This is a genomic window from Gimesia maris, from assembly GCF_008298035.1.
Classification (GTDB): domain Bacteria; phylum Planctomycetota; class Planctomycetia; order Planctomycetales; family Planctomycetaceae; genus Gimesia; species Gimesia maris.
On sequence record NZ_CP042910.1, the window covers coordinates 6,425,189 to 6,438,425 of the forward strand.

Below are 13,237 nucleotides of genomic sequence, written 5' to 3' on the forward strand. Positions count from 1 at the left end.
TCGTGGTAGAAAATCGCCATCTCTATTGAAGACGCACCTAATATATTAACTTTTTTTAATATATCGCAAGGCCGAAGGGAAATCGAGTATGGAATGCGAAAACGGAAAAAATGAGCAAGAGGGAAAGGAACACTGTCCGTCAGGATCAGCGTGAGGCAGGAACTTCAGTTGGAGGTTTCTGAAGCGATATCTTCAGAGATGCTGACCGCTTTTTCAACGCCGGTAATAAGTTGATCGAGGCGGAACGGCTTGTAGAGGACGCATTTCAGACCAAGTTGTCGGGCCTTGACGATCGAGTGCGTGGGATCGTACCCAAAACCTGTCATCAGGATCACAGGCAGGTGCTCATGGATCTCCCGGATCTGGGCGAAGCATTCGTACCCGTTCATATCGGGCAGCCGGATATCGGCGATGACCACATCATAATGAAAGCTGCGGACCATCAGGAATGCTTCTTCTCCATCGTGAGCGGTTTCTACCTCACAGCCCAGTCGGCCCAGCAGTTCATGTGCTGCCCGTCTGACAGTGGCATCACTGTCGACGACCAGAATCCGCTTGTTGACCAGTTTGGGATTCACCTGTCTCATCGTGGGCACTTTATGATGATGAGGTGTCTGGGGAGCCATTTCGTCTCCCACCTGTTGAATCAGTTGCTTAATGTGGCGAGTATCTTTAAGGATACGCTGCAATCGCTCGCACACACTTGGCTCGTGACCGATATACCGCTCCAGAATCCAGGCCGTATCGTTGAGGATCTCATCCACCGGATCAACGACCCCACGCATAATCAATTCAGTACTGGCAGAAGCCGTCGTCAGTTTTTCGACAACCAGCAGATCCAGTGTATTTAAGGCAATCGCGACTTCGCGACTGAACAGCTCGAGGAAGTGCAGATCATTTTCGTCAAAGGCACCCGCGTGCGGACTTTCCACATTGAATGTTCCCAATACTTCATCGTGCAGGTTCAGGGGAACCGTCAGGGAACTGCGGGCATTGGGAGCCCCTGACATATAGAGGGGATCGTGCGCCGTGTCTTCACAGAGGTAACTTTTTCCCGTCGCAGCGACAAAGCCGGTCACGCCGTTCGCTTCGGGATCTGCATAGAGTGTGCGGTTGGTTGCCACCTGCTCCATGCCGACAGCGAGCAGAACATCGAGCCGATTCGAGGCTTTATCCAGCAGACGAATTTCCACGGTTTCAAACTCGAGCAGATCCTGAGTGTAATGCAGAATCTTGGCTTTCAGGAGTTCGATACGATCTTCGGTCGTCATCTCGAAGATTTCTTCGGGTGAGAGATCACCGAGTTCGAGTCCCGCCTGATAAATGGCATTGAGTTTCTGACGCTGTAATACCTCTTCCGAAATATCACGCACGCTGGCTACCAGGTAAGCCGGTTCCTCTTTGCTGTCAGAAGAAGTCAGGACCGGCATGACCTCGACATCAAAGTAACTCTTATCACCCACCCGCAGTCCGCTCTTGGCAATCTTGCGTGTGGAGAAAGCGGAGTGAAACGGGCTGAAGTCAGGGCCCAGAATTTCGGGAGCACCAAAAGCATCATAGAAGGAATGACCGATCAGTGAGTTTTCCTGTCCGCAAAGCTGGCTCAACTGATGGTTCGACCAGATGATTCGCAGGTCGGCATCCAGAACGACCACGGCATGCGGCAGGAATTCCAGCAGGGTCCCCGATTGAATCAACGCCAGGGGTAGCGTGTCGGAAGTGGCAGGCACGACCAGGGCAGAAATATTTCCCTGATCAAATTCAGCGATGCCTTCCGCCAGATTCTCCGAGGTCACGATCAGGTAATCTTGATTGGAGAACTGTTCTCGCAACTCAGAAGTCTGATCGTCTGAGGGCCCACAGAAGAGAATTTTTTGCGGATTGGTCACTACGAAAACAGCCTTTGTCCACTAAGACATTTGATGCTTCACTTAATGTTGTATCACGAATCGAGACAGTTGTATTTCCGGCCTAACTGATTTGTAGTAACAACCGGCTTGAAAACAAGATGTCCCAGACTTGTATTACGTAGAATCAGGCACGAATGATAGAATACACGTCCTGATTTTTATGCTTTTCACCAAAATCTTGAACAACATAAACAGTATAACGTTATCGTACCTATGAAATCGGCTATCTGTCATCCAAAATTAAGATCCAACGAGAGGAATCTGGGAATTTCCTCAAATTCTGCCCGATTCCGGATATTTTATCTCAAGTTTTTTCGCCTGTTTTGATGAATGGTCCCCATTCCAGCGAATCGTTTCATCAACCAGCCTCTGCACAGAGAATGACTGCCAATGAGTTTACCCTGGGTCGCTATTCAAAGAAATCCGATCTCCGGTACAGGAAACCGTGCCTCTTTGATTATGGATTTGATCCGCCACCTGAAGCAGAATGGGATCAGGCCGCGACTGTTTTCCAACCGGGAACGTATGCAGAAACTGCTGCGTCACCAGTTTACGGATGCCCCGCCTCTCTGCGTGGTGGCCGCCGGCGGTGATGGGACTGTCCAGGATCTGATCAACCGTTATCCTGACCAGCGAATCGCGATTCTCCCGCTGGGAACCGAAAATCTGATGGCCCGGTACCTGGGAATCCCCCGTTCAGGCGTCTTCGTCGCGGAAATGATCAAGGAGGGTGCGACACGTGAAGTCGACCTGTGTCAGATGCAGCAGAAACGTTTTATCCTGATGGCCAGTGTGGGCTTTGACGCGGCAGTCGTGGCGGATCTGACCGAATTCCGCAAAGGAAATATTTCTCACCTGAGTTATCTGAAGCCCATCTGGCGAACGATTTGCTCCTACCCGTATGAACGGCTGCTGATCTCTACAGATCAGAGTACTGAAGAGTTCACCGCCTATCATGCCATCATCGTCAACATTCCCGCCTATGGGCTGAATTTGAAATTTTCCCCTTCAGCAAACGATCAGGATGGACTGCTCGACCTGATTCTGTTTAAGAAAAAAGGGCTGTTCAGCACGCTGAAATACCTGTACCAGATCGTACGAGGCTCGCATTTGAATTCGCCTGATGTACTGCGGATTCAGGCAAATCGCATCCAGATTCGTTCTGCGAAACCGGTGCCCGTTCAGACCGACGGGGATGCTTCCGGTCTGACTCCGCTGGAAATAACGGTTCTCCCCCGGGCAGGGCGATTTATCGTCCCTTGCTGAACCCGGCGAATTCCACCATAATTCCTTCAACAACATTACAAGTCATACTGCTGGAAAGGATTCACAGGTGTCACAAAACCCAGTTTCAATCGGTCAGGTTCAATGCGGAAAAAATCTTCCACTGGTTTTCATTACTGGACCGTGCGTGATTGAAAGTGAAGAACTGGTCCTGACCACTGCCAGACGACTTGCTGAAATTGCCTCGAAAGAAAACCTGTCGCTGATCTTCAAATGCAGCTTCGACAAAGCCAATCGGACCAGTGTTGACAGCTTCCGTGGCCCCGGTCTCGAACGCGGCCTGGAGATCCTGGCGAAAGTGAAACAGGAAACGGGGCTGGAAGTCACGACCGATATCCATGAGCCTTGCCAGGCGGCGCCTGCGGCTGAGGTCTGTCGGATTTTGCAGATCCCTGCATTTCTGGCGAGGCAGACCGATTTACTGGAAGCAGCTTCTAAAGCCGCGCTTCAATACGATGGTGTGGTCAACATCAAAAAGCCTCAGTTTGTGGCTCCCGAGGACTGTATTCATGCGGTAAAAAAATGCGAGGCCTTCGGGCTGGACCGCCTGCTGCTGACAGAACGGGGAACGACATTTGGCTACGGTCGGCTGGTCAACGATATGCGCTGCATTCCAATTATGAAGCAGATGGGGCCCCCTGTGATCTTTGATGCCACCCATAGTGTCCAGACACCGGGGGGGAAATCAACGGGAGGAGACCGCGAAATGATACCGTTCCTGGCCCGGGCTGCCGTGGCCTGTGGCTGCGATGGAATTTTTGCAGAAACGCATCCCGATCCTTCACAGGCGCTCAGTGACGGCCCGAATATGCTTCCGCTGGATCATTTCGCCAGCTTTGCCATCCAGATGCAGAGATTCCGCGATCTGTTCAACGAAATCAGTGGCACATCAGACATTCCATCTGCCTGAAAATTGGTTATAGTATCTGGTACAGCGTGTTCTCCTCTGACGATTCATTGAATTTCCTTCCAGAGGCCTAACCGATCTTTGACAGACACAGGCCCGTCTTCTGAAAGGCGGATCTGTACAGTACCATGAAGCCACAACTGATATGACACTCTCGAATCTGATACGACGCCACTCTGCTCCCCGCCTGGGAATGATTTCTGGTGTTTTCTGCTTTGCCCTGCTGATCTCTATTTCCGGCTGTAAAGAACAGACACCTTCCTCATCGACTGCGAACAAAGAAAAATCCCAGGGAACAGCCGGTAATTCCAGTGCTTCCAGTCAGGGTGATCATGAGTGTGAAAATTACATTGATAACGCGATGAGCATGCTGGAGCCTGAGCGACTGGAAATCAGTTCGTTCGTGGGTCGTGCAGTGGGCCTGTTGAATCAGTGGGCATCACAATGTGGAAATCTTGATGCGGATGCTTCCAGCCTGACGGATTCACAGAAACCATTTTTCAAAAAGTACCTGGGAGAGGCCCAACTGGCGAAAATGGATTTGACCCGATTTACGGAGTCTGATGCAAAATTCATCCGTGACTCACAACTTTTTAACGGTATGATCAACGCCGCGATTGAAGGCAAATCGAATGATGTCGAACGTGTGACGGCTGCCTTCTATTACTGCATGAGTAATATCGCGCTCAATACCAACCAGCAAAATGTGCTCCCGTTGACCCCGTACGAAATCTGTATTCTGGGTGCCGGCTCTGCAGAACAACGCGCCTGGATCTATATCGACATGCTCAGGCAACTCCGACTGGACGCGGTCCTGTTGAAGCCTGCCAAAGAGGCTCCTTATAAATTACTGGTAGGCGTCTTGTTGAACGAAGATATTTACCTGTTTGATCCCGTGCTGGGTCTGCCGATTCCCGCGAAAGATCAACCTGTCGATGCGGTGCTGATTCCCAACCCGGCAACCCTGGCCGAGGTCTTAAAGTCTCCCGCGATTCTGAAAGACTTTTACGGAGAAGAAGCGGCTAACCGCTTTTCAACCGAAGAACTGAAGGCCCCCCAGGTCCTGATTACAGGACGCAGTTGTGAATGGTCGACCCGGATGCGGCATCTGGAAGATTCGCTATCACGCAAACAAACCTTCGTCCTGTACCGTAACCTGGAAGAATTTAAAGGTGATCCCGGTTTCATTTCACATCTGCAGACGATTGGGAAGGGAATTTTGAAAGACGCGGAAATCAAGGTGTCGGAATCCCCTGACAAAGAGATCGAGGGCAGTCAAGCCGTCACCGGTGATCTGAAGAAACGAATCACTTCACTCAAATTAGCATTCCACGCGCCAGTGCCTTACGATGTGAAATTGAGAAAAGAAACGCCGGAAGGATTTATCGTCCCCTGGGGTGCTCCCACGAAGAAATTACTGAAAACGCGAACTGCTCAATTACTGGGAGAACAGAAATCAGCCATCGAAAGTTATGTCACCACGCGACTGGAGGCTGGCTTTCCGTCCGACCTGATTGTTCCTCAGGAAACGCGGTTAATGCATCTGATGGCGGCCCATGATGCCACCTTTTTCCTGGGGGTAGGTCAATATCTGCAGGGAGACTACGCTTCTGCCAGCCAGGCGTTCAATGATTATTTACGACTCTATTCCGGTGCGAATCAGGAACGCAGGATTGCAGCCGTGTATCTGATGGCATTCAGTGATGCAAAATCGGGGAAATTTTCCAGCGCGATTGTTGCCGTCGGTGAGACGAAACCCCCTGCAGCACTCAAACCAGCATTCCCCTACCTGGAACAGCGGTGGCGCACGATTCGCGACAATGCATCGAAAAAATAAACGCTCATCGCGGCACTCCTCCAACTGAAATCTAAGTCATGCTTGCCTTCCTTCGTCGTCGCTGGTTTTTAGTCTGTATTACAATTGTGATTTCGATCGGTGTCTACGCGGGCCATGAAGGATCCCAGGCGACACTTTCGCAGGTGAAGCAGTTCATCCGTCCTTCCTGGTTGACGGCAATTGTCCTGTTTCTGATGTCGTTGAGTCTGAATTCCGAACACCTGCTGACATCCTTTAAAAAACCGGGACCACTGATCCTGTCACTGGCAACGAATGTGGTATTTTTACCCCTGATTGCCTGGGCATTATTGCCGCTGCAACTGACGGCTGATTTTGGCATTGGCCTGATTATCATAGCCTGTGTGCCCTGCACGCTGTGTGGCGCCTCGGTCTGGACCCGTCGCGGGGGAGGCAATGACGGCGTCTCCCTGATGGTCACCATGATCACCAACGGTGCCTGCTTTCTCACGGTTCCGTTCTGGATTCTGTTGATCACGTCACGTGAGGTGGAATTCGATCGTGTCGCCATGATTACCAAACTTTTCTACGCGGCGATGCTGCCTGTCGTCTTCGGACAGATCCTTCGCATGAATTCGCAGATCAAAGCATTTGCAGACCGGATTACCTCCCGGCTGGGAACCGTGGCATTGGTCTTTGTGCTGTTTATGGTACTGCTTGCGGCAGTGCAGACGGGATATGGTATACAGACATCGGAAGTCGGCATCTCGCTGGCAGCGGTTGCCGTCGTGTGGATCAGTTGCATTGTGGTGCATGTCAGCGGATTTGCTGCCAATCTGCTGCTGGGAAAAACGTTTGGTTTTGCGCCGCGCGATCGGATCGCCAGCGCCATCGCCGGCAGTCAGAAGACGTTGCCGATTGCCGTCTTCGTCGCCACCGATGCCTCGATGTTCGGGAACGCAGGAATTCCGTCCGCCGTCTTTCCGCTACTGATGTTTCACACGTCTCAGTTCTTGATCGACACCATCCTGGCCGATCGACATCGCGAAAAATACTTTGAACTCGAACTGTCACCACCCGAGTCAGAATCAGAACCGAGCCTGACCGCCTGCGAACAGTAGCCGATTTTTTCAGTTCTGGTAAATGACGACCAGAAACAGGACTGCTTCGCCGCGACCGATGTTCATGATCGCATGGGGCACATCGACCCTGTAGCTGGCAGAATCTCCCGGGCCCAGTTGGGTGGTATCTTCTCCCGAGTTGACCTGGACTTTTCCTTTCTCAACGGTCAGGAACTCACGGGTGCCTCGAAAGTGCGGTGCACTCTGCAGTTTTCCATTCGCATGCAGTTGAACTTCGTAGAACTCCACATCCTTTTCCAGGTGCAGGGGAGAAAGCGTACGAATGCGGCATTCATCATCCGAGCGATAATGAAACGTCCGATCCTCGGCACGGATGACTTCGATTGCAGAAGTAGAAACCGGGGCTTCGACCAGTTCTCCCAACGCGATGCCGAACGCCTGAGAGATCCGTACGGTCACAGCCAGTGTCGGGTTTGCTTCGCCACGCTCAATCTGACTGAGCATCGAACGGCTCACACCACACGCGGCCGAGAGGGAATCGAGAGACCAGCCCCGCTCTTTGCGCAGTTCCCGTACGCGCTGCGAAAGCTGCCCGCTGATTTCATCAGGAGATAATTCGGAACCTGTTGTCGCAGAAGTTTTTTTTCTGGCGGGATTTGCCGACATGAATTCACGATCCAGTATAATGGATTTTTACTCTTGCAAATTGGATAATCGTTATCTATTATAATGGATATAGAGTCGATATAAAGGATTTTCCGGAGTTAAATTTCCCAATTTTCCCGAGCGGTGGGTTCAATCATGAAAGCATTGGTCAAAAAGGAGTCAAAGCCGGGGCTTTGGCTGGAAGATGTTCCTGTTCCCACGATTGGCATTAACGATGTGCTGATCAAAGTCGACCGTACCGGGATCTGTGGTACGGACGTGCATATTTACAAATGGGACGACTGGGCCCAGAAGACGATTCCCGTCCCGATGGTTGTGGGACATGAATTTGTCGGTGAAATTGTGGAGGTCGGTTCGAATGTCGTCGACTACACGCCAGGCGAAATCGTGAGTGGTGAAGGGCACGTAGTCTGCGGACGCTGTCGCAACTGCTTCGCGGGTCGACGGCATCTGTGTGCTCATACGCGGGGCGTCGGCGTGAATCGTCCCGGTGCGTTCGCAGAATACATTTCCCTGCCGATGACAAATATCTGGCATCACGAAGATTCAATTAACCGGGATGTCGCTTCCATTTTCGATCCGTTCGGTAACGCCGTACACACTGCTCTCTCTTTTGATGTTCTGGGAGAAGATGTCCTGATCACGGGAGCCGGCCCGATTGGTGTGATGGCAGCCGCCGTTGTGAAACACGCGGGTGCCCGGCATGTCGTTGTGACCGATGTGAACCCGTATCGTCTCGACCTGGCCCGTAAAATGGGAGCGACGCTGGCACTGGATGTGCGCGAGAATACCATTGCCGATGCGCAACAGCAATTGGGCATGACAGAAGGCTTTGATGTCGGACTGGAAATGTCAGGGAATCCACAGGCGTTTCGGGACATGCTGAATAACATGTGCCACGGCGGTAAGATTGCGATGCTGGGTATTCCCGAAAAGGAAATCGCCATCGACTGGAACGTGGTCGTGTTCAACATGCTGACCATTAAGGGGATCTATGGTCGCGAAATGTATGAGACCTGGTATAAAATGACGGTCATGCTGCAAAGCGGACTGGATCTCAGCCCCATCATCACGCATCGCTTTCATGCCAGTGAATTTGAAGCGGGATTTGATGTGATGATGTCTGGCCAGTCCGGGAAGGTCATTCTTGACTGGAACAATATTTAACGAACTTCTATCAACTATATGAATACTCAATCTACCAGAACGGAACAGGACTTGTCTCATGTATGGATCAATCAAACAGGAACTGGAACAGACACTCTCGTCGATCCGCGAGGAAGGGCTTTATAAGTCAGAGCGGATCATCACGACACCCCAGGATGCCCATATCCGTGTCGCGGAGGGTGAGCCGGTTCTGAATATGTGTGCCAATAACTATCTGGGGCTGGCCGAACACCCGGCTGTGATCGCCGCCGCCCATGCCGGTCTGGACGAGTGGGGCTACGGTCTTTCCTCGGTCCGTTTCATCTGTGGCACGCAGTCGATTCACAAACAGCTGGAACAGAAACTGAGCCGGTTTCTGGAGACCGAAGACACGATTCTTTACACGTCCTGTTTCGATGCTAACGGCGGCCTGTTTGAAACGCTGTTAACGGCTGAAGATGCGATTATCTCGGATGAACTGAACCATGCCAGCATTATTGATGGCGTGCGACTGTGTAAAGCACAGCGGTTCCGCTACAAAAACAACAACATGCAGGATCTCGAGGAACAGTTGAAAGCCGCTTCGTCGGCCCGCTATCGTCTGATTGCGACTGACGGCGTGTTCTCGATGGACGGTTACATTGCCAATCTGCCGGCCATCTGTGATCTTGCGGAAAAATACGATGCCCTGGTAATGGTGGATGACTCCCATTCGGTCGGATTCATGGGACAGCATGGCAAAGGGACCCACGAATTTCATGACGTGATGGATCGGATTGACATCATCACAGGCACGCTGGGCAAAGCGCTCGGCGGTGCCAGCGGTGGTTACACCAGCGGACGCAAAGAGATCATTGAACTATTAAGACAGCGTTCGCGGCCTTATCTGTTTTCCAACTCCGTGGCTCCGGCAATCGTCACAGCTTCGATTGCCGCCATTGACTTGTTGACCGCTTCAACGGAACTCCGCGACAATCTGGAAACCAATACGAAACACTTCCGTGCTGGGATCTCCCAAGTCGGTTTTGATGTCCTGCCCGGCGAGCACCCCATCGTACCGATCATGCTGGGTGATGCGGCTCTCGCAGCTCGCGTGGCCGATGCGCTGCTGCAGAAAGGCATCTATGTGATCGGGTTCTCATTCCCGGTGGTTCCCAAAGGGAAAGCCCGGATTCGAACCCAGATCTCAGCCGCCCATTCGATTGAAGACCTGGACTTTGCGATTGAGAAATTCAGAGAAGTTAAAGCAGAACTGGGAATTTAATTTCGTCAGTTCGACTCGCTTTTGACAGCACTGCGCTCTGGAGCAAAGCCCATCACCGCGTATTCATAGCGGGTCCGGCCGCTGCTGTCGGTTCGCATGCGTTCGGCGACCAGAGGCAGACCTTGCGTTGCAGCAAACCGCACGGAGGCGCGGGCGTCGCCGTATGAGAAGAGGATGATCACCAGGCTCTTGGGCTGGGGCACCGTTTTGTAGACAGCGTAAAAGCGGTCGACAAATTCCTGGGGAGAATCCGCCCGAAATTCGGTGGACTGATCGCCGATCTTCAGGCGAAAAACACCGTTCTCTGTCAGATAGAGCTCCCAGATATCACTGCGTTTGGTCAATTCATCGTACGTCAGGAAATGCTTGACCACGTCGATGGCTTTGCCGCCCGCCAGTTCCTGCAGTTGTTTTTTGATGCGCTCGATTTCCGCTTTCGTCTGTTCGGAATCGGGATCTGGTTTGGCCTTTAAGAGGGGGTCCAGCAGTGCATCGGGTAGTTGAAACAGTTGCTGCACCATTTCGCCGACGAGATCACGTTGCTCCCGCGTCTGCTCCAGTTGTTCGTTGAGTTCCCGGCTCTGCTTCTCTGCCAGTTGTTGACTGACACGCGCCTGGTCCTGCATCTTAATAGCGTTCTGTTCCGCCTGCACCGCATCGATGACGGCCTGCTGCTTTGATCGTTTCAATTCGGCGATTTCATTCTGTGCGATTCGTTGTTCTTCTCTGAGCGCTTTCGCGGTCTGTTCGGCCTGCGTCACCTGCTGCTGAGAACGCTGCTCAATGCGCGCCGTCGTTTCCTGGGTGTCCATGAACTGCGCAAAGATCACGATCAGGAGCAGGTCCAGCAGGGGAGTCAGTTGAAATGTCAGGCGGCGACGGCTGATCATGCAGGTGTCTCGCCTCCCCCGGCCAGCACGAGCTCGCGTTTGGCGCGGACGACGGTATCGCGGACATGCTGGCGATTTTCCACCAGTCCCAGGAAGGACATCTCCAGAACACTGTTGACAAACATCAGCAGGATGGCGGCAGCCAGGCCCGCAAACGTCGACCAGATGGCATCGCCGAAATGACTGACTATCGAACTGATGGCGTTGGTCGTTTCAGTTCCCGCGTTGGCCTGCAGCGCGGCTCCCATCGCAAGAATCGTGCCCAGCACGCCTGCCAGGGGATAGGCTTCGATCATGGTGCGGCAGATGTTGTAGCAGGTCTCGAAAAAATGCGAGTCGAGGTAGCGGCGTTTTTCATCCAGAATGTGCACCCGTTCGGAAAGCGCTTTGCGGTCGGCGGGATTGGCTTGCGGATCAAGTGTTTCATTCACGTCAGCCAGGAACGCTTCGATCTGATCGGACAGGTGGCCCGTCGAATCGAGCAGACTGCGGTGCTTCAGACCACGGGTGAAATCGTCCAGCGAAGAAGCGATGCCCCGCAGGTCGCGTCGGGACCAGACCCAGAGCACAAAGAAAAAAAACAGGTGGGCTCCACAGGCCAGGGTAATGACCATGGTGGAGAGCCCGGAGAGCTGGCTTAAATACTGCGACATCAATTCCACCCGTTATAGTAAGTGTTTCTGCTTTCCACTGTTTCAGGGAATGTATCTGCTTCTGCATGATTGAAACGGTTTCTTTTATAGAATCGATCATCAATGCCTCTGCACCTTGAAGATTCCTGAAGATATTGTCTCGCACCGCTGCAGTTCTTCCAGTCACAACGAATATAACGAAAAAGGATGCAGTCCTCACGCGGAAGACTGCATCCCTTTTTAGTTTAACGCTGATTCATTCTCAAATCAGGCACCATATTTTTCCAGTCGACCGGCGTGCGCCATGGCCAGCCACATCAGATATTTGGCTTCAAACTGGCCCAGTCCGCCTTGAATGCACTCCGATTCACCGAAGCTCTGGCAGCCGTCAAAGCGGGCATTTTCCGCAGACAGCAGGACGGGCACGGGATGCCAGCTATGCGACTTCATTTTGGCAGGCGTACTGTGATCGCCAGTGACGATGAGCACGTCTGGGTTAAGTGCCGTGATACGGGGAATGCAGGTATCGACATCTTCCGTCCGGGCGACTTTCGCATCGAAGTTTCCATCTTCCCCTGTGGAGTCGGTGTATTTGTAATGCACGAAAAAGAAATCATAGTCATCCCAGATTTTTTCCAGGCAGTCCATCTGTGACTCCAGTGTCTGACCGGCGTCTTTGACGTCCATACTAACCAGTCGGGCCAGTCCCCGGTACATTGGATAGACGGCAACCGCAGCAGCGCGGGTGCCATAGACTTCTTCGAAGGTCGGAATCTCGGGCATCTTGGCAATGCCCCGCATGGTAAGCAGGTTTGCGGGATGATCATCTTTGAGAATCTCGCCGGCCTGCTTGAGGAACTCTTTACAGAGGACAGCGGTTTTCGCAGAAGCTTCGTTCTGCCCGACTGGTTCCAGCGGAGGAACGCCGGTTTTCTGAGGGTCGGTATCGTTGATGTCACCGCCCAGCCCTTTGGCCCGCAGGACGATCACCAGGCGATATTCTTTGACGTGTCGTACAAATACTTCGACACCGGGAATTTCGATTTTGTCGAGTTTCTTGCAGAGTTCAGCGCCGACTTCGCTGGGAATGCGCCCGGCGCGACGGTCAGTAATCTTGCCGTCATCGTCGAGCGTACAGAAGTTACCACGAATGGCGACGTCATCGGGACCGAGTTCGAAATCGATGCCCAGCGCTTCGAGTACTCCTCGACCGATGTTGAATTCGAGGGGATCATAACCGAACAGACCCAGGTGACCGGGCCCGCTGCCGGGAGTGATGCCGGGAATCACGGGAATGCTGCGTCCCAGGGTTCCTTTTTTCGCGAGGGCATCCAGGTTGGGAGTGTTCGCGGTTTCCAGTTCGGTTTTTCCGCCCGGCTCCAGGGGCAGCCCCCCCAGTCCATCCGAGACGAGGAGTACGATTTTGGAATCATTCTTCTTTTGCAGTTTTTTCATTAACGCGTGCAGGTCTGCCATCGAAATCTCAATACCTTATGATTGAACGTTTATAAATTCAGTGGTCCGCAAGTGGGAACCAGTACTGTCAGCGGGAGGCTAGATCGCATCACAATTAACCTTAGCGCCTGTCGATCTAATCTACTCGGTCCAAATGGACCTGGAGACGCTGCAGTAAAACTGGACACAGTCTATACAATACAGAA

Annotated in this window: 11 protein-coding genes; 6 read left to right on the forward strand and 5 right to left on the reverse strand. The window is 52.4% G+C overall.

Going from position 1 to position 13,237, the window contains the following annotated elements; genetic code table 11:
* Positions 1 to 164: 164 nt before the first annotated feature.
* Positions 165 to 1,796 carry a hybrid sensor histidine kinase/response regulator gene (locus tag GmarT_RS23855; protein WP_230682423.1) on the reverse strand — a complete coding sequence of 544 codons (1,632 nt, stop codon included), beginning with the start codon at positions 1,794 to 1,796 and terminating at the stop codon, positions 165 to 167.
* 504 nt (positions 1,797 to 2,300) lie between these two features.
* Between GmarT_RS23855 and GmarT_RS23860 the strand changes: the two genes are divergently transcribed.
* From GmarT_RS23860 to GmarT_RS23875, 4 genes are all read left to right on the forward strand, one after another.
* The gene (locus tag GmarT_RS23860; RefSeq protein ID WP_002649312.1) at positions 2,301 to 3,176 is read left to right on the forward strand and encodes a diacylglycerol/lipid kinase family protein; all 876 of its coding nucleotides are present in this window, start codon (positions 2,301 to 2,303) and stop codon (positions 3,174 to 3,176) included.
* A 67-nt stretch (positions 3,177 to 3,243) separates the two neighbouring features.
* Entirely contained in the window at positions 3,244 to 4,104 is an 861-nt protein-coding gene (gene kdsA, locus GmarT_RS23865) for a 3-deoxy-8-phosphooctulonate synthase (protein ID WP_002649311.1), read from the forward strand.
* A 142-nt stretch (positions 4,105 to 4,246) separates the two neighbouring features.
* Complete coding sequence (locus GmarT_RS23870) at positions 4,247 to 5,938, forward strand: tetratricopeptide repeat protein (protein ID WP_002649310.1); 1,692 nt, start codon at positions 4,247 to 4,249, stop codon at positions 5,936 to 5,938.
* A gap of 38 nt (positions 5,939 to 5,976) precedes the next feature.
* Positions 5,977 to 7,017, forward strand: a complete 1,041-nt coding sequence (locus GmarT_RS23875) for a bile acid:sodium symporter family protein (protein WP_002649309.1) — start codon at positions 5,977 to 5,979, stop codon at positions 7,015 to 7,017.
* Positions 7,018 to 7,026: 9 nt separating this feature from the next.
* On the opposite strand, the gene GmarT_RS23880 is transcribed toward GmarT_RS23875, so the two are convergent.
* Positions 7,027 to 7,644 (reverse strand): helix-turn-helix domain-containing protein, encoded by a 618-nt coding sequence (locus GmarT_RS23880; RefSeq protein ID WP_002649308.1) that lies wholly within the window; start codon positions 7,642 to 7,644, stop codon positions 7,027 to 7,029.
* A gap of 135 nt (positions 7,645 to 7,779) precedes the next feature.
* On the opposite strand from GmarT_RS23880, the gene tdh reads away from it, so the two are divergent.
* On the forward strand, positions 7,780 to 8,811 hold the full coding sequence (gene tdh / locus GmarT_RS23885; RefSeq protein ID WP_002649307.1) for an L-threonine 3-dehydrogenase: 1,032 nt from the start codon (positions 7,780 to 7,782) through the stop codon (positions 8,809 to 8,811).
* Positions 8,812 to 8,869: 58 nt separating this feature from the next.
* On the forward strand, positions 8,870 to 10,054 hold the full coding sequence (locus tag GmarT_RS23890; RefSeq protein ID WP_002649306.1) for a glycine C-acetyltransferase: 1,185 nt from the start codon (positions 8,870 to 8,872) through the stop codon (positions 10,052 to 10,054).
* A gap of 5 nt (positions 10,055 to 10,059) precedes the next feature.
* Here GmarT_RS23890 and GmarT_RS23895 read toward each other — a convergent pair whose 3' ends face one another.
* From GmarT_RS23895 to GmarT_RS23905, 3 genes are all read right to left on the reverse strand, one after another.
* Entirely contained in the window at positions 10,060 to 10,944 is an 885-nt protein-coding gene (locus GmarT_RS23895; protein WP_002649305.1) for a hypothetical protein, read from the reverse strand.
* Positions 10,941 to 11,597, reverse strand: a complete 657-nt coding sequence (locus GmarT_RS23900) for a MotA/TolQ/ExbB proton channel family protein (RefSeq protein ID WP_002649304.1) — start codon at positions 11,595 to 11,597, stop codon at positions 10,941 to 10,943. Before GmarT_RS23900 ends, GmarT_RS23895 begins: the two co-directional genes overlap by 4 nt.
* A gap of 246 nt (positions 11,598 to 11,843) precedes the next feature.
* The gene (locus tag GmarT_RS23905) at positions 11,844 to 13,052 is read right to left on the reverse strand and encodes a 2,3-bisphosphoglycerate-independent phosphoglycerate mutase (protein WP_002649303.1); all 1,209 of its coding nucleotides are present in this window, start codon (positions 13,050 to 13,052) and stop codon (positions 11,844 to 11,846) included.
* Positions 13,053 to 13,237: the final 185 nt, after the last annotated feature.